General features: G+C 62.0%; 17 protein-coding genes. 11 read left to right on the forward strand and 6 right to left on the reverse strand.

Features of this window, described 5'->3' with window-relative positions; genetic code table 11:
* Positions 1-12 precede the first annotated feature (12 nt).
* Entirely contained in the window at positions 13-645 is a 633-nt protein-coding gene (locus tag ACFQS4_RS10860; RefSeq protein ID WP_497903183.1) for a uracil-DNA glycosylase family protein, read from the reverse strand.
* A gap of 269 nt (positions 646-914) precedes the next feature.
* On the opposite strand from ACFQS4_RS10860, the gene ACFQS4_RS10865 reads away from it, so the two are divergent.
* Positions 915-1808 (forward strand): bifunctional methylenetetrahydrofolate dehydrogenase/methenyltetrahydrofolate cyclohydrolase, encoded by an 894-nt coding sequence (locus tag ACFQS4_RS10865; protein ID WP_497901530.1) that lies wholly within the window; start codon positions 915-917, stop codon positions 1806-1808.
* 20 nt (positions 1809-1828) lie between these two features.
* Here ACFQS4_RS10865 and ACFQS4_RS10870 read toward each other — a convergent pair whose 3' ends face one another.
* Positions 1829-2557, reverse strand: a complete 729-nt coding sequence (locus ACFQS4_RS10870; RefSeq protein WP_497901531.1) for a DUF7117 family protein — start codon at positions 2555-2557, stop codon at positions 1829-1831.
* A 190-nt stretch (positions 2558-2747) separates the two neighbouring features.
* Between ACFQS4_RS10870 and ACFQS4_RS10875 the strand changes: the two genes are divergently transcribed.
* The 9 genes from ACFQS4_RS10875 to ACFQS4_RS10915 all read left to right on the forward strand — a co-directional run bounded on the left by ACFQS4_RS10875 (position 2748) and on the right by ACFQS4_RS10915 (position 9764).
* Positions 2748-3104 (forward strand): hypothetical protein, encoded by a 357-nt coding sequence (locus ACFQS4_RS10875; protein ID WP_497901532.1) that lies wholly within the window; start codon positions 2748-2750, stop codon positions 3102-3104.
* A 246-nt stretch (positions 3105-3350) separates the two neighbouring features.
* On the forward strand, positions 3351-3689 hold the full coding sequence (locus ACFQS4_RS10880) for a DUF7528 family protein (RefSeq protein ID WP_497901533.1): 339 nt from the start codon (positions 3351-3353) through the stop codon (positions 3687-3689).
* A 109-nt stretch (positions 3690-3798) separates the two neighbouring features.
* Entirely contained in the window at positions 3799-3945 is a 147-nt protein-coding gene (locus ACFQS4_RS10885) for a DUF8555 family protein (protein WP_253435269.1), read from the forward strand.
* A 548-nt stretch (positions 3946-4493) separates the two neighbouring features.
* Positions 4494-4769: a PadR family transcriptional regulator gene (locus tag ACFQS4_RS10890; protein WP_312907806.1), complete on the forward strand. Its 276-nt coding sequence runs from the start codon at positions 4494-4496 to the stop codon at positions 4767-4769.
* Positions 4770-4829: 60 nt separating this feature from the next.
* Positions 4830-6131 carry an MgtC/SapB family protein gene (locus ACFQS4_RS10895; protein WP_497901534.1) on the forward strand — a complete coding sequence of 434 codons (1302 nt, stop codon included), beginning with the start codon at positions 4830-4832 and terminating at the stop codon, positions 6129-6131.
* A 54-nt stretch (positions 6132-6185) separates the two neighbouring features.
* On the forward strand, positions 6186-7538 hold the full coding sequence (locus ACFQS4_RS10900) for an aminotransferase class III-fold pyridoxal phosphate-dependent enzyme (protein ID WP_497901535.1): 1353 nt from the start codon (positions 6186-6188) through the stop codon (positions 7536-7538).
* Positions 7539-7610: 72 nt separating this feature from the next.
* The gene (locus tag ACFQS4_RS10905; RefSeq protein ID WP_497901536.1) at positions 7611-8351 is read left to right on the forward strand and encodes an Ntn hydrolase family protein; all 741 of its coding nucleotides are present in this window, start codon (positions 7611-7613) and stop codon (positions 8349-8351) included.
* Positions 8351-9064, forward strand: coding sequence for an archaeal proteasome endopeptidase complex subunit alpha (locus ACFQS4_RS10910; RefSeq protein ID WP_497901537.1), 714 nt, complete (start codon positions 8351-8353; stop codon positions 9062-9064). The genes ACFQS4_RS10905 and ACFQS4_RS10910 overlap by 1 nt, the downstream gene beginning before the upstream one ends.
* A gap of 310 nt (positions 9065-9374) precedes the next feature.
* Entirely contained in the window at positions 9375-9764 is a 390-nt protein-coding gene (locus ACFQS4_RS10915; RefSeq protein ID WP_497901538.1) for a hypothetical protein, read from the forward strand.
* A gap of 325 nt (positions 9765-10089) precedes the next feature.
* On the opposite strand, the gene ACFQS4_RS10920 is transcribed toward ACFQS4_RS10915, so the two are convergent.
* From ACFQS4_RS10920 to ACFQS4_RS10935, 4 genes are all read right to left on the reverse strand, one after another.
* On the reverse strand, positions 10090-11292 hold the full coding sequence (locus ACFQS4_RS10920) for a sensor histidine kinase (protein WP_497901539.1): 1203 nt from the start codon (positions 11290-11292) through the stop codon (positions 10090-10092).
* 59 nt (positions 11293-11351) lie between these two features.
* On the reverse strand, positions 11352-12017 hold the full coding sequence (locus ACFQS4_RS10925) for a helix-turn-helix domain-containing protein (protein WP_497901540.1): 666 nt from the start codon (positions 12015-12017) through the stop codon (positions 11352-11354).
* A 336-nt stretch (positions 12018-12353) separates the two neighbouring features.
* On the reverse strand, positions 12354-13361 hold the full coding sequence (locus tag ACFQS4_RS10930) for a winged helix-turn-helix domain-containing protein (protein WP_497901541.1): 1008 nt from the start codon (positions 13359-13361) through the stop codon (positions 12354-12356).
* Positions 13362-13418: 57 nt separating this feature from the next.
* Positions 13419-13742: a ribbon-helix-helix protein gene (locus tag ACFQS4_RS10935; RefSeq protein ID WP_254156331.1), complete on the reverse strand. Its 324-nt coding sequence runs from the start codon at positions 13740-13742 to the stop codon at positions 13419-13421.
* A gap of 96 nt (positions 13743-13838) precedes the next feature.
* Here ACFQS4_RS10935 and ACFQS4_RS10940 point away from each other — a divergent pair, with 96 nt between their 5' ends.
* Positions 13839-14798: an HhH-GPD family protein gene (locus ACFQS4_RS10940; RefSeq protein ID WP_497901542.1), complete on the forward strand. Its 960-nt coding sequence runs from the start codon at positions 13839-13841 to the stop codon at positions 14796-14798.
* Positions 14799-14873: the final 75 nt, after the last annotated feature.

Consider the following 14873-nt stretch of genomic DNA (forward strand, 5'->3'; position numbering starts at 1 on the left):
GCCGAATTGTGCTCACCCGATCCGCGTCGCTACGCCCTTCGTCTGCCTGTAATCCGAATCGAGAATCGCCTCGAGTCGCTCGAGCAACCGCTCTCGGTCCCCGGCTTCCCACTCGGCCGGGTCGAGAATCGGGACGACCATGAACCCGCGACCGCGGATCTCCGTCGCGTGGAGGGCGGGCATATCGAGGTCGATTCGATGGCGCTGGGTCGTGTACTCCTGGAGAACGTGATCGGTCGCCCTGGCGCCGACTGGCAGGAGGATGTGGGCGTTGATCGCGCGCAACTCCGCGTCGAAGTAGCGCTCGAGTTCGTCGTACTCGTCGGTGGTCGGCGGTCGGCCGCCGGGAAGGGTACACATGTGGAGGTAGTCGGCGAAGAAGTTCGAGAAGACCGGCTCGCTGGCGGGACCGCTGACGAATCCGACGGCGCGGAAGAGGTCCAGGAGGCGCTCGCTCGTCTCGTGTTCGGTGAACGGGATGCCGGTGGTCTCGCCGCCGTGGATGCCGGGATGGTCCCCGATGAGGTGGAAGTCGGCGTTGGCGTCGCCGTAGCCGAACACGGCGGGGACGTTACCGGGGTCGTGCTTCTGGAAGGGCGATCGCATCCCAAAGGGGTTGCTCGTTCGGTCGGTGACGTTCTCCACGAGGGTACGGAAGCATCGAAGCGAAATAACGGCATTGAACCGTTCCGACGAAGGATTCGGATCGGCGTCGCTCGAGCCGCCCGTTTTCAGGAGTGGTGGCTGGCAGCGGGAAGGACCCGACGAATTGCTCATCCTCGGGAGCGACGATTGGGGGCGAAGGGGTGCCGAGTCGATCTCGAAATGCACGAACGTGAATAATACATTCGCATCGAGGGGAAAGATGGGCACGAACCCGAGCATTGAATAGGCTCGCGGTGTCCGGTTCCGGTATGACGACGATTATCGATGGGAAAGCGGTCGCGAGCGAAATACGAAGCGACCTCACCGGAGCGATCGAGACGCTCGCGGACGCCGGCGCCCGTCCAGGACTGGCGACCGTGCTGATGGGCGACGACCCGGCGAGCCAGACGTACGTGAACATGAAACAGCGCGACTGCGAGGAGGTCGGCATCGAGCCCCACCACGTCGACGTCCCCGGTGACGCCGCCCCCGAGGACCTGTACGAGGTCATCGCGGAACTCAACGACGATCCCAACGTCCACGGCTACCTCGTCCAGTCACCGGTCCCCGACCACGTCAAGTATCGGGACGTGATCCGGCGAATCGACCCCATGAAGGACGTCGACGGCTTTCACCCCGAGAACGTCGGACGACTCGTCGCTGGCGACGCTCGCTTCCGGCCCTGTACCCCCCACGGCGTCCAGAAACTCCTCGAATCCGCCGGGGTCGACACCGAGGGGGCGGACGTGACCATCGTCGGACGCTCGGACATCGTCGGCAAGCCCCTCGCGAACCTGCTGATCCAGAAAGCCGGCGACGGCAACGCGACGGTGACCGTCTGTCACTCTCGAACCGACGACCTCGCGGCCAAGACGCGCGCGGCAGACGTCGTGATCGCTGCCGTCGGCGTCCCCGAACTGATCGACGGCTCGATGATCGACGAGGACGCGACCGTCATCGACGTCGGGGTCAACCGCGTGGACGCGGACACCGAGAAAGGATACGAACTCGTCGGCGACGTTGATTTCGAGAGCGCGAAGGAGCGAGCTGGTGCGATCACCCCCGTCCCTGGCGGCGTCGGCCCCATGACGCGCGCGATGTTGCTCTACAACGCGGTCAAAGCCGCCAGCCTGCAGGAGGGAATCGACATCGAGTTGCCCTGATCCTGACCTCGAGTCCGGTCCTACAGCGTCTTCGCCAGTGACTCGAGGCCTTCTCGTGCGGCCTCGAGTTCGGCCACGTCCCCCTGTACGCCGTTCGCCAGGTGTCGAGTCGTCTCGAGCAGTCGTTCCGCGATCGTCGGTTCGACGTCGCCCTCGAGCATGCGCAGGCGGGTTTCGTGATCGATCAGGCTCTCGAGCGTGCTCTGGGCGTCCTCGAGTTCGAGTTCCCGGTCCGTCTCCTCGACCCAGACCCTGAGGTCACGCCGATAGACACGCACGGCGTCGGCGACGGCGAGGCCTCGAGCCTCGTGAAAGGACGGCGGGACCGTCTCCGGGTCGGGGCGCGTGCCGTCGTCGGCATCGCGCAACAGCGAGAGGAAGTACAGCTCTTCGTCTTCGGTCAGTCGGGAGGTCCGGGCGATGATGTCGGCGGCGTGGCGGAGTTCCATCGCGGCGAGGTACGTGTCGTCGAGCGGGCGAAGGTCCCCGTCGGCGACGAATCCGCGGTTCCGAACGTACTCGCGACAGATTCCTCTCGCGCGGTCAGCGAGTTCGTCGTTCGGCGCTTCGTCGACGGCCCCGCGGACGCTCGTGAGGTCGAACGACGCGGGCCGGTCGGTGGTCGCCGTGCGCTCGCCGGTACCGACGCTTTTGAGGCTCCCGCAGGCCGGACAGCCGACGCTTCCCGTCTCGGCGTACGACCAGCGGGTCCCACAGGACGTACACTCGCGTTCGCCGCGGACGTTCATTGCCGTTCGTACGCGCGCGAGCCCAAAAGTCCCGTCGATGCACGACACCGGCGGCCTCGAACCGATCGTTCGACTCGCTATTTTGTCAGCCAGGTCCCATTAGTTTGGCGAGTGCTTACCCGACGGGAAATGAAGAGACGGCAGTTGCAATGCGTATAGCCAGAACCTCGAGTGAAATACCCGGATTCGCATGTCCCGAGACAGATTCAGCCGACGAAAGTTCGTCGTCGCAGTTGGCGCCGCAGGTACGGCCGCCCTCGCTGGGTGTACCGACGAGGGCCCGGGCGACAATGAATCCGACGACGGCACGGGCGACGATGGCGTTGGTAATGGGGACGACGACGGAATGGGCGACGACGAGAACGAGACAGACGTCGGCGACGACAACGAAACCGACGACGGAATGGAAGACGACAACGAAACCGATATCGGCGACGATAACGAGACGGACGATAACGAGACCGACATCGGCGACGACAACGAGTCGGACGACAACGAGACTGACATCGGCGACGACAACGAGTCGGACGACGAGGAAGAGGCATAACGAGTCCCTCGCGACTCGTCTCGCTCACTTTTCGAACAGCGTCATCACGCGCATCGGGTCGACAGCGTGTCGACCTCGAACGTCGTGGGGCCGCCCAAACGATTTTATCTCGCGCCCGAGAACGGACGGACACGATGACACGGAGTACTCACGCTCCTGGTCGAGAAATTCGTCGATAGCGACGACACGCAGGTACGAACGACCGACGACGGCGTCGTCCTCGAGGTCGGTTCTGCCACCTACGCGTTGACCAGTACCGACGCAGCACAGCTTCGCGACCAGCTCGCCGACGCCCTCTCGCGGACGCGAACGTTTACCCACACGGAAGCGACGCATCGGCCCGACGGTTCCTACGTCGTTGCCCGTCGCGGGGCGACCTCGAGCGGCCACCGAAAGGTCTTCGACTCCTTCGAAGCGGTGGTCGACCTCTTCGAGGCGCTCCCGGCGACGTTCACGGCGGACGACGTCGGGCGAACGGGGCTCTCCGGCAGTCGGCGACATATACTCGTCTGGCATGTCCTGGAGCATCCGGAGTTCCCCTGTGAGTTGCGCCGCAGACAGCCGTTGACCGCTCGAAAAGTCTGATCCTGACCCATCCATGGGCCGGGATTCGAGAGCGGGCGTTCGACACCCGGCCGATCGCGAATCGAATTCCGGGGTCCCACTTTTTACCGTGGGGATACGAGACAGAGCCATGCGTGAAGAGGACGAAATCCGCGAGCAGTACGAGTTTCTCGTCGAGCAACTCGAGAGCGACGAGATGCGCCACGAGGGCGTCAGACAGATGTTCACGTACTACCGCCGGGCGCTGGGCTGGGTCCTCGAGGAGGAACACATGTGATCGTCGAACCCGAACATATTCCGAAACGGACCAGTCACGTTTCGAGGCAGTGTCGGTACCTTTAAGTTTCTCCGGTGAATTCTACCAATTGACGCTTCGCTTTGGAGGGCCGAAGCGTCAGCGGGGACCAATTCAGGGCGGCAAGCAATCACGCGGCCCTTTTCACGCCGCGTGGTTTGCTTTCCTGTTTACAATGCTTTTGAGTGTAGAGTACTGAGATCTTGCCGTCCACTACCGGTTTCGTGTCGTCCACCGTCGGTTTTGTGTCATCCACTACAGTTTCGTATCGGCATGTACGACAGCCGACGACGGTCGATAGAATCGAAGACCGACGACCATCACGCAGGGCACAATTAATTCTAAACGGAACACAATACATCGTAGACATGAGGACATCGTTATGCGTCACGTCTCGCTTACTGGTCGAAGCCCTTACGTTTCGAAAGCCCCCGGCAATCGCGTGTTCGGCGGAATACCTCGTCCATGCGTCGCCTGCAACCCGATATATTTATTAAAATTCGACAAGAAGTACGAGTGGTACGTTCCCAATGTACGACTTGACAGGATTTCAGCGCGACCTCCTCTACGTGATCGCCGGCGAAGAAGAGCCACATGGCCTCGCGATCAAGGAGGAACTCGAGCAGTACTACGAGAAGGAGATCCACCACGGGCGACTCTACCCCAACCTCGACACGCTCGTCGACAAGGGCCTCGTCGAGAAGGGGAGTCGCGACCGACGGACCAACTTCTACACGCTCACTCGACGCGGTCGACGTGAACTCGAGGCCCGTCGGGACTGGGAGGGCCAGTACGTCGAACTCTGAGACGCGTTCTCTCCAGGTATCGCACCCGATTAGCCCGAAATCCGGTTTGTGTACGACGTAATGCTACCAGACGCTCCCCTGCAGATACAGATACTCGAAGCCCCCCTCGACGAGGCAGTCGTTCGGATCGCCCTCGCCGGCGCCCTCGGGATGTTCCTGGGACTCGAGCGCGAGTGGTCACAGAAGTCCGCCGGGATCCGAACGTTCTCGCTGATCAGCCTGCTCGCCGCTGTCTTCACGATTCTCGTCCTCGAGGCCGACGTCGGTGAGAGCCTGTTGCTCCTCGGCGGATTGCTCGTCATCGTCCAGGGCGTGTTGCTCGCCGTCCAGGGGTTGATGAGTGAGGAAGACACCGGCCTCTCGCTGACGACGTCCGTCTCGATGCTGGTCGCTTACGGCGTCGGGTCGCTCGTCGCGGCAGGGTTCGCTATCGAGGGCGTAACCGTCGCCGTCCTCTCCTCGCTCTTGCTCGTGCTCAAGCGCGAACTCCACGAGTTCGCGTGGGGACTCTCGCGCGAGGAGATGCGCTCGACGACCGAGTTCGCCATCCTGGCGTTCGTCATCTACCCCATCTTGCCGGCTCACTACGACCTCGAACTCGGCACGGTGACGATTCCGCTCGAGCCCCAGGTCATCTGGCTCATGGTCGTCGCCGTCGCCGGAATCGGGATCGTCAACTACGCCATCGTCTCGACGTACGGTGGTCGCGGAATCGCGGTCACCGGGTTCTTCGGGGGCCTGGCGTCCTCGACGGCCGTCGTCGGGACGATGCTCGACCACGTTCGACAGCGCCCGGAGGCAGCCTCGTACGCGGTCGCCGCAATCTTGCTCGCGAATGCGGCGATGGCGGTGAGAAATCTCGCGATCGCCGTCGCGTTCACCGCGGGGAGCGCCGTCCCGCCGCTCGTCCAGGCCGTCGTCCCGCTCGGCGCCGTCATCGTGCTCGCGTTCCTCATCGCGTTCCTCATCGCTGACTGGTCTGAATCCACAGAAATGAACCTCGAGAACCCGTTCTCACTGAAGAACGCCCTCGCGTTCGGGGCCGTCTTCTTCGCGGTCCTCGTCTTCGGTTCGCTGGCGGAGACCTGGTTCGGCACGCTCGGGTTTTACGCCACCGCCGTCGCGAGCGGACTCGTCTCGAGTGCCGGGGCGACCACGTCCGCGGTCGTTCTCTATCGCGGGGGGACGCTCACTGCCCCCGAGGCGACCATCGCAATCTTGCTGGCAACAGTCTCGAGTATCGTCGTCAAGGCGGTGCTCGCGGCGACGTCTTCGGATGGGGAGTTCAAACGCAAGGTCGCACTTTCCAGCGGTGCGCTCCTGGCCGGCGGAGCTATTGCCACTGCACTCATCGTCGTCTGAGTATTGCCCGAACCACAACGAATATTTTTAATCAACGGCCGGCGCAACTCAGGTATGGACCGAGATACGGTCGAGCCGCGAGTCGAGACGATGCCGGGCAAACGAGCGACCGAGTGGGCCGAGTACCACCACCAGTTCGCCGCCCCGAGCACCTACGTCTACGACTTCGTCTGGGATACGCAGGCAGACGCTATCGGCCCGTTCTGTACCGACGTCGACGGCAACGTCCTCATGGACTTCACGAGTCACGTCGCCGCGGCCCCGCTCGGGTACAACAACCCGGCCGTTAAGGAGAAACTCGAGGCGTTCGACCTCGTCGACCCGACGAAAATCGCCGGCCAGGACTTCTACGTGAGCGGCGGCGGTTCTCCCTCGAACCCGGACTTTCCCGGACCGTCTCAGCTGATGGATCGACTGATCGATCTCACCGACCACTACGACATGGACCGGGTGTTCCTCTCGAACTCCGGCGCCGAAGCGGTCGAAAACGCGATCAAGATCTGTTACGCCAGCGGCGGCCACCGTGCGATTACCTTCGACGGCGCCTTCCACGGGCGCACCCTGGGCGCCCTCTCGCTGAACCGGTCGAAGGCCGTCCACCGGAAGGGGTACCCCGAGGTGCCCGGCGTTATCAGCGTCCCCTATCCCTCGAGCCAGGAGCACTACGAGAACGACTGGCTCACGGACGGACCCGGCGGAAACGTCGTCGCTGACAAACTCGACCCCGACCGCGGCGTCGTCGATGCCGACGAGGTCGCCTACCTCATCCTCGAGCCGGTCCAGGGCGAGGGCGGCTACCGCGTTCCCCACCCCGAGTTCGCCCGCGACGTCGAGGCCCTCCGGGAGCGGTTCGGCCTGCGGGTCATCGCCGACGAGATTCAGTCCGGACTCGGCCGGAGCGGCGAGATGTGGGCGGTCGACCACCTCGACCTCACCCCGGACGTCATCACCAGCGCGAAGGGGCTGCGCGTCGGCGCGACCATCTCCCGATCCGATATCTTCCCCGAGGAAACGGGCCGCATCTCCTCGACGTGGGGCGCCGGCGACGTCCTCGCGTCGCTCCAGGGCGTGCTCACCATCGACGCGATTCGCGAGCAAAATCTGCTCGAGAACGTACGCGAACGCGGTGAGCAGTTCCGCTCGATCCTCGCCGAACGCGACATCGAGGGCGTTACCGACGTGCGCGGCCGGGGCCTGATGCTCGCACTCGAGTTCGACACCAAGGATCGCCGCGAGGCCGTCGTCGAGGCGGCGATGAAGCGCGGACTGCTCACGCTCGGCTGTGGACACAAGACGCTGCGAATCCTGCCGCCGCTCGACGTCACCGAACGCGAAATCGACCTCGGCTCGCGGCTCCTGCTCGAGGCCATCGACGACGTCGCGACGCAGACGGCGACGACCGCCTGACGGCCTGCGACTCGACCGGCTAAAATATATTTTAGCTAACATATATTCCGCTGGGTCGCGTCTACTCGAGTGATGACGCGATACCACAGCAGACATGACTCACGGACGGGCAACGACTCGCGACCCAGGCTCGAGTTCGGCGAGCGATCGTCGATACAGGGCTCCCTGACCGGACCGTTCGCACAACACGCGCCAGCGACCGGAGGCGCTGGCGTGCACACCCTCGAGTTCTCGACCGGAACGACGATCATCGGAATCAGGGCGGCAGAGAGCGTCGTGATGGCCGCCGACCAGCGAATGAGCCTCGGCGGGCGCTTCACCGCCAACAAGGGCGTCCGAAAGATTTCGGCGGTTCACCCGACCGCGGCGATGGCCATCTCGGGATCCGTCGGCCCAGCGCAGGACGTCATCAGGCGGCTGCGCGCCGAAGCCGGGCTCTACGACTCTCGCCGAGGCGGGCCGATGAGCCTGCCCGCACTCGCGCGAACCGCGGGAGCCCTCGTCCGCGGTCTCCCCGTCGCCCCGCTCCTCTGTGGCGTCGACGACACTGGCGGGCACGTCTACGAACTCGACGGTGGCGGGAGCGTCGTGGAAGACCGCTACGCGGCCGGCGGGAGCGGCATGCAGGTCGCCTACGGCGTGCTCGAGGGCCGAATCGAGGACGACACGGCGCCCGAACTCGAGGCGGCGACGGACGCGGCGGTCGCCGCCGTCGAGGCCGCGAGCGAACGCGACACCGCGAGCGGTGACGGGGTCACCACCGCGACGATCACGGCCGATGGCGTGACCGTCGATCAGCGGAGGGCGAGCTGATGCAGTCGAACCAGCAGGCCTACGACCGCGGGACGTCGATCTTCTCGCCAGACGGCCGGCTCTACCAGGTCGAGTACGCCCGCGAGGCCGTCGCTCGAGGGAGCCCCGTGGTCGGGGTGGAAACGACCGACGGCGTCGTGTTCGTCGCCGACAGCCGAACGCCATCGCCCTTGCTCGCGAACGACAGCGTCGAGAAACTCCACGACCTCGACGGCCGACTGGCCGCCGCGAGCGCGGGCCACGTCGCCGACGCCCGCCGCCTCGTGGATTACGCTCGCCGGTACGCTCAGGAGGAGCGACTCCGGTACGGGGAGGCGCCGGGCGTCGAACCGGTCGCCACGGCCGTGGCCGACCACGTCCAGGAGACGACTCAGTCGGGCGGCACCCGTCCGTTCGGGACCGCGCTCTTGCTCGGTGGGGTCGACCCGGAACCGCGGCTGTACGAACTCGACCCCTCCGGACTGACCCGGCGCTGGCGGGCGACGGCGATCGGCGGCGACAGCGAGACGATTCGGGCGACGCTCGAGGCGACCTACGAGAGCGAAATAGGCAGCGACGACGGCGTTCGGATCGCACTCCAGGCGCTCGCGGATGCTCGAGGCGAGGAGTGGTCCGGCACGTCGGTCGACATCGGCGTGGTCGACTCGAGTGGAATCGATCGATTCGATTCACAGCGGTGTGCACAGGCGCTGGTGGACGCCGGACTCACGTAAGTCGACCACGCCCTCAGGATCACGGTGAGTGCTGGCGGATATCAAGCCCTCACCGGTGAAAGCCAAATCGTCACCCCTTAGATATCAAAAATTCGAAGTCTGAAGTTTGGTAAACTCATAGAAACAGACAGTAACGTAGTGTGAGATTCACTACGACGAGTTCGTTTGTTTCGCGCTTAAACTAGTGAACTACATGCTCAGTAAACCTGCGAACTGATCAGTTTAAATCTCTCCTCTGATTCACCCGTATCCTCACAGCCAAACCTGCTTGGAAAAGCGTTTACCATTTCTACGTCGCTTGTCTTTTGTTATGGGAACAGATAACGAGTCGAACGCTGGTACTGTCGACGCTATAATATCAGGTTCCATGTCCTCAACTGATCTTCCGATAGATCTCGATGATTTCTTTCAACACCTTTCCAACGAACAAACTCGTTACGTACTGTATCTCCTAACGGAAAGGGGAGGGACTGTTCATCTGGAAGAGATCAATGACTATTTTGACAATAGTAGTGACAAAATGATGCTTCATCACACAGTTGTCCCACGGCTGGTTGATTTCCATCTGATCGACTACGATCAGGAGACTAAAGCGATAACACCGACTCCAATTTGTGACGATCTGACATCTGCTCTCGAAACCGTCAAAACATTAGAAAAGGAACCCGTTAACGAGTTTCTGGAACAGATGAACCGATAAACACTCTGAACTGAGCGTATCGATGCGGTGAGTCCTTTACCTGTACTCATCAATCACCACTCCTCGTTGATTGACTCTCACCATATTCTGCATTCGCGCTGTGTATGCAGCACCAGCTCAGCAGACTATCGTTTTCTGGCAGCTCGGGGCTGCTACATACAGAGGATGACTTCAGCACGATGACCTCGTTTGTTCCACACCCAAACTAATGAACCAGCTGTTCCGTAGATATGCGAACAGAACTCGGAGACTCTTCTCCAGTTGAAACAGTATTAACGGAAATATGCTGAATACACGGCGCATTTCTCGTATAGATCCATCAGATCTATTCATAGGAGTTCGCTTTTTGAGTAATGACACTAGACATGTCCGGTGATTCGACGGTGGAAGCGAGCGTAAAGGAAAACGTCGAACCCTCGTCGCGCTCTGAATCGACCCAGATCGTTCCGCCGTGGCGCTCAACGATCCGTTTGCACAGTGCCAAACCGATTCCCGACCCAGCGTGTTCCTCGATCGAATGCAGCCGTTGAAAGATTTCGAAAATACGTTCGGCATCAGCTGAATCAATCCCGATCCCCTCGTCGTGAACCGAAATCGCCCACTCCGCACCATCTTGTGCCGCCGATACGTGTATCCGCGGGGGACCGTCGCCGCTGTAATCGATTGCGTTGCTCAGCAAATTTTGAAAGAGTTGCCGTAACTGTCTTCTATCGCCTTCGACCGTGGGTAACGGCTCTTGTGTTATCGAGGCGTTGGTCTCTTCGATCCTGAACTGGAGATCCGTGAGTACATCGTCAAGAACGGCGTCCAGATCGACCGTGTCGAACGAATCTCTCTGGGTTTCGACCCGGGAGTATTCGAGTAATCCGTCGATCATTTCGCTCATCCGGTCGGCACCATCTACAGCGAAGTCGATGAACTCTTTGCAGTTCTCGTCGAGGTCGTCGCCGTACCGGCTCTCGGCGAGTTCCAGATAGCGCCTTACCATACGAAGCGGCTCCTGGAGATCGTGGGAAGCGGCGTATGCGAATTGTTCTAACCGCTCATTTGACTCTTTGAGTTGTTCCTCGGTCTGTTGCAACGTCTTGTTTCGCTCCTTGAGCGTTTGGGCGTGGGTACGCGCCTGAGCGTTGTTCACGCCGATTCCCAGTCCCGCGATAGAACCGATCGCTAGCAGGACTGCTTGCGTCCCGAACGCGAAACCGACTTCGACGCCGGGATGGACGACGCGTAGTCCGAGCACGATCCCCATCACGACGACTCCTCCAGCGGTCCACGCGACGATACGTGGATAGAACTCGGGGTTAATAGAAGACGTCGGTAACCAGAGTCCGATGGACAGCAGTACGAGACCCGGAACGCTGAGCAAGATCAAATCAAGTCCGGCTTCCAAAAGCCCGCCACTCCTGGAGAACGCGTCGATTGATTTGCCCACCGCAAAGACGAGAAGCAGAATGCCCACTCCAGAGATAACGAGGTGCCAGTAATTCGTGTTCCTCTGACCTGGTTCGATAGGACCCTCGCTCATTAGTCTTTACAAAAATCATCTACGCTGTTTAGCGTGGCTTTTGAACTTCCAACGCCTTTTTAACCATTCTTGGATAGAGGCTCTACCTCGGTGAGCGTACTCCCGAGGATGCGCTTGATTCCGCGCCGGAGGCGAGAGGCGACAGCCTGGTGTGAGATGCCGAGTTCGTTGCCGAGTTCCTCCATCGTTACCTCGCGTGGGGATTCGAAGTAGCCCCGGCCATAAGCGAGCACTAGCGCTTCCTGCTGCGGTCCGGTGAGCGCTTCCTCGGTGGCCGTTTCGACCGGCGTAAGCGCATGCAGTTCGGTCAGTTTGATAGGGATATCCAGCTCTCGACAGCGAGACTGAAAGGTTGCAATGTCGCTTCGCGCATCACCGCGAATTTCGAACGTCCATTGCCGATTCGTGCCGGTGGCTTTGATGAGCGCAATCTTCGCTTCCGTTAGTACGGTCAGCACGTCATCGTAATCCAATGCCCACTCCACACGCAACAGATACTCGTCGCTGACGGAATCGACGAACTCGATCTCCTTCACTCCTGGATGCACGGTAAACGCTCCTTCGATGTTGTCAACCGATGTTCCCCGAACCCAGAAATAGGGGATCACCACATCTCGTGCGGGAATAATTCGCTCTAATTCGACCGTCACATCCGGTAGTTGTTCGAATATGGTTCCCAGGGGGAACTGATCGGACGGAACCGTAAAGTTAGCCTCAGTAGCCATTGACCGAACTGTGGTGTTCTGGCCGTAAATATTCACTTCAGGGACCGCTCAACCAGAACCTGAGCTAGCCCGAGAATTTTGTCTCGATATTCTACAGAAAATAAAAAATCCGCCCCCTGCTGAACGTAGCCTCTGTATTCAACACGCCGTTCTTTACAGCTATCGGTAAAACCAGTCGTCTCTTCGCTACCTGCCTCCCCTGTACTAAGTACTCACTACTTTCATAGATCAGTTACGACCTCGCGCCACACTCGCGCTCGAGATTCAGCACGATCACAGAGACCTATCATTCCTCGAGGGTTTTCAATGGCCGAAGAACGTACTGTCGAGGGCCGATCAGACAGTCACGCTCTCGTCGCTCGAGTCTGTCTCGAGCGCGGGTTGCGTCTCGTCGTCCTCGGCCGTCGATGGTTCGTTCGCATTCGACTCCGCATCGGACCCGGAATCGGAACTGGCGCCGTCGTCGGTACTCGGCCGTCGGCGGCTATCCACGACGGTACCGTCCCCGCTGACGTAGAGAAGCAACGTCTCGTCCTCGAGGCGTGTACTCACGAGGAGACACCACGGATCGCTCGAGACGGCGCGTTCGCGCCACTCGCGACCGACGTTCCAGAGCGAGCGCTCCTGGACGTCGCGGTCGTGTTCGTGGTAGAACGAGACGACCGCGGGGTGTTCGAGGACCGCGAGGGTGACCGGGCAGCGAAGCGACGCTCCGCAGGCCCCACAATCGAAGGCCAATTGGACACGGTCTGGACCGTCGTCCTCGTCGTCGGCCGTTCCGGTTACGGGTTCGACGTCCGCCGTCGTCGCGCCGCCACAGTCGGGGCAGACGTCGTCGGCGAACGTCCGAATGCGGTGTCGATGGTAGGAGTCGAGGGCCGCTGGTATCGAGACCGCCTCTCGAGTCGCGTACCCGCTCGGCGGGAACGACAGTTCCAGAATCGGCGCCTCGCACGCCCGGCACGAAACGCGAGTGACGTTGTCGGTGACGGTCGCGACCAGTTCGGTCTCCTCGCAGAACGGGCAGGGCTCCGGGAGAGCGATCGATTCGCAGTCCACGCTGTCGGTGTAGGTGCCCGCCCGGATCGCTCGCCCGACCTCGCGGCCGGCGTAGGTGAGTTCGTACCGGTCGTCCTCGCGCTGTCGGACGAACTCGCCGGTTAGCTGTCGGAGGTGGTAGGCGAACCCCGCGGACGTGTCGGTGTCGCTCGCCTCGAACAGCCTCGAGAACGTGCACGGCCCGTCCGAGAGCAGGGCTCGGACGGTGCGCATCCGGATCTCGTTTCCGAGCGCCTGGAACGCGTCGCTGGGGGCTGGGCCGTCCTCAGCGGATCCGGTGTCCATGTCACTGTTTGTGATACGAGCGGCCAAAACCCTGTCGACGGCGGGGTGATCAGACGGTCAGAACTGGTAACGGCGTTCGTCGTCCAGTTGCGGGTAGTTGTTCGCGCCCGTCATCTCGTCGTAGGTCATCCCCGAGAGGTACTCGTCGTAGGTTACGTCGTACCCCGAGCGAAGCTGGAAGTCGAGTTTGCCCGTGTCGACCGTCGTCTGGAAGAGCATGTGAACCGCCCGGCGGAGGAGTTCGTCGGTCGATTCGGGCTCGAGTGCCGTCGCCAGCAATGCCAACTCGTTCCGGGTCTCGCGGTCGAGGGCCACGGTGCACTCCTCGCCCAGGTCGGCGTAAGTCGCTTCGATCTCGTCGGTCAGCGCGTCGAGGCTCATGGCATTCCCAACTCGAGGACGATTCATAGACCTTTCGCGCTCGCTGCAAACGCAGGAATCGCTAGCCGTAAGGTCGTCGATTCACAATCCACGACAATGAGCGAGGACGCCGGATCGACCGACGGCGAAGCAGGGTCGCTCGAGTCGACCGCCCTCCCGACTGGAGACGACCTCGAGGACGTCCAGGAGGGACTGATCGCGTGGTACGAGGCCGATCACCGGGAGTACCCCTGGCGCGAGACCGACGATCCGTACGAGATTCTCGTGAGCGAGGTGATGAGCCAGCAGACCCAGCTGGATCGCGTCGTCGACGCCTGGGACGCGTTCCTCGAGCGGTGGCCGACGACGGAAGCGCTCGCGGCGGCTGACCGCTCGGACGTCGTCGGCTTCTGGTCGAGTCACAGCCTCGGCTACAACAATCGGGCGAAGTACCTCCACGAGGCGGCGACCCAGATCGAAGACGAGTTCGACGGCGCCTTCCCGGAGACGCCCGACGGCCTCCAGGAACTGATGGGTGTCGGCCCGTACACAGCCAACGCCGTCGCGAGTTTCGCGTTCAACGCCGGCGACGCCGTCGTCGACACGAACGTCAAGCGCGTCTGTTATCGGGCGTTCGACGTGCCTGACGACGACACGGCGTTCGAGACGGCGGCCAATCGGCTCATGCCCGAGGGTCGCTCGCGCGTCTGGAACAACGCGATCATGGAACTCGGCGCAGTTGCCTGCACCCAGCGGCCCAGGTGCGACGAGGCTGGCTGTCCCTGGCGCGAGTACTGCAGCGCCTACGCGACGGGCGACTTCTCGGCACCCGACGTGCCGACGCAGTCGGCCTTCGAAGGCAGCCGTCGACAGTTCCGCGGGCGCATCGTCCGCACGCTCCGGGAGTACGACGAACTGACCCTCGACACGCTTGGGCCGCGGATCCGCGTCGACTACACCTCCGATGGCGAGCACGGACGCGAGTGGCTCGAGGGACTGCTGTCGGATCTGGCCGACGACGGACTCGTCGAGCTAGACGAAAGCGAGGGGGAGACGGTCGCCAGGCTGCGGGCGTAGTTGGAGCGCGCGTAGGTGGAACGTGATCGCACGCAGGTCGAGTCGACCCTGCATGCAACCGGAACCGGATCGGCT

It is taken from the genome of Saliphagus sp. GCM10025317 (assembly GCF_042663665.1).
Taxonomy (GTDB): domain Archaea; phylum Halobacteriota; class Halobacteria; order Halobacteriales; family Natrialbaceae; genus Natronosalvus.

What these genes read in the sequence shown, in the direction of transcription:
- ACFQS4_RS10865 (WP_497901530.1), top strand. Translation starts at nt 915, where the DNA reads ATGACGACGATTATCGATGGGAAAGCGGTCGCGAGCGAAATACGAAGC.
- ACFQS4_RS10870 (WP_497901531.1), bottom strand. Translation starts at nt 2,557, where the DNA reads ATGAACGTCCGCGGCGAACGCGAGTGTACGTCCTGTGGGACCCGCTGG.
- ACFQS4_RS10875 (WP_497901532.1), top strand. Translation starts at nt 2,748, where the DNA reads ATGTCCCGAGACAGATTCAGCCGACGAAAGTTCGTCGTCGCAGTTGGC.
- ACFQS4_RS10885 (WP_253435269.1), top strand. Translation starts at nt 3,799, where the DNA reads ATGCGTGAAGAGGACGAAATCCGCGAGCAGTACGAGTTTCTCGTCGAG.
- ACFQS4_RS10890 (WP_312907806.1), top strand. Translation starts at nt 4,494, where the DNA reads ATGTACGACTTGACAGGATTTCAGCGCGACCTCCTCTACGTGATCGCC.
- ACFQS4_RS10895 (WP_497901534.1), top strand. Translation starts at nt 4,830, where the DNA reads ATGCTACCAGACGCTCCCCTGCAGATACAGATACTCGAAGCCCCCCTC.
- ACFQS4_RS10900 (WP_497901535.1), top strand. Translation starts at nt 6,186, where the DNA reads ATGGACCGAGATACGGTCGAGCCGCGAGTCGAGACGATGCCGGGCAAA.
- ACFQS4_RS10905 (WP_497901536.1), top strand. Translation starts at nt 7,611, where the DNA reads ATGACGCGATACCACAGCAGACATGACTCACGGACGGGCAACGACTCG.
- ACFQS4_RS10910 (WP_497901537.1), top strand. Translation starts at nt 8,351, where the DNA reads ATGCAGTCGAACCAGCAGGCCTACGACCGCGGGACGTCGATCTTCTCG.
- ACFQS4_RS10915 (WP_497901538.1), top strand. Translation starts at nt 9,375, where the DNA reads ATGGGAACAGATAACGAGTCGAACGCTGGTACTGTCGACGCTATAATA.
- ACFQS4_RS10920 (WP_497901539.1), bottom strand. Translation starts at nt 11,292, where the DNA reads ATGAGCGAGGGTCCTATCGAACCAGGTCAGAGGAACACGAATTACTGG.
- ACFQS4_RS10925 (WP_497901540.1), bottom strand. Translation starts at nt 12,017, where the DNA reads ATGGCTACTGAGGCTAACTTTACGGTTCCGTCCGATCAGTTCCCCCTG.
- ACFQS4_RS10930 (WP_497901541.1), bottom strand. Translation starts at nt 13,361, where the DNA reads ATGGACACCGGATCCGCTGAGGACGGCCCAGCCCCCAGCGACGCGTTC.
- ACFQS4_RS10935 (WP_254156331.1), bottom strand. Translation starts at nt 13,742, where the DNA reads ATGAGCCTCGACGCGCTGACCGACGAGATCGAAGCGACTTACGCCGAC.
- ACFQS4_RS10940 (WP_497901542.1), top strand. Translation starts at nt 13,839, where the DNA reads ATGAGCGAGGACGCCGGATCGACCGACGGCGAAGCAGGGTCGCTCGAG.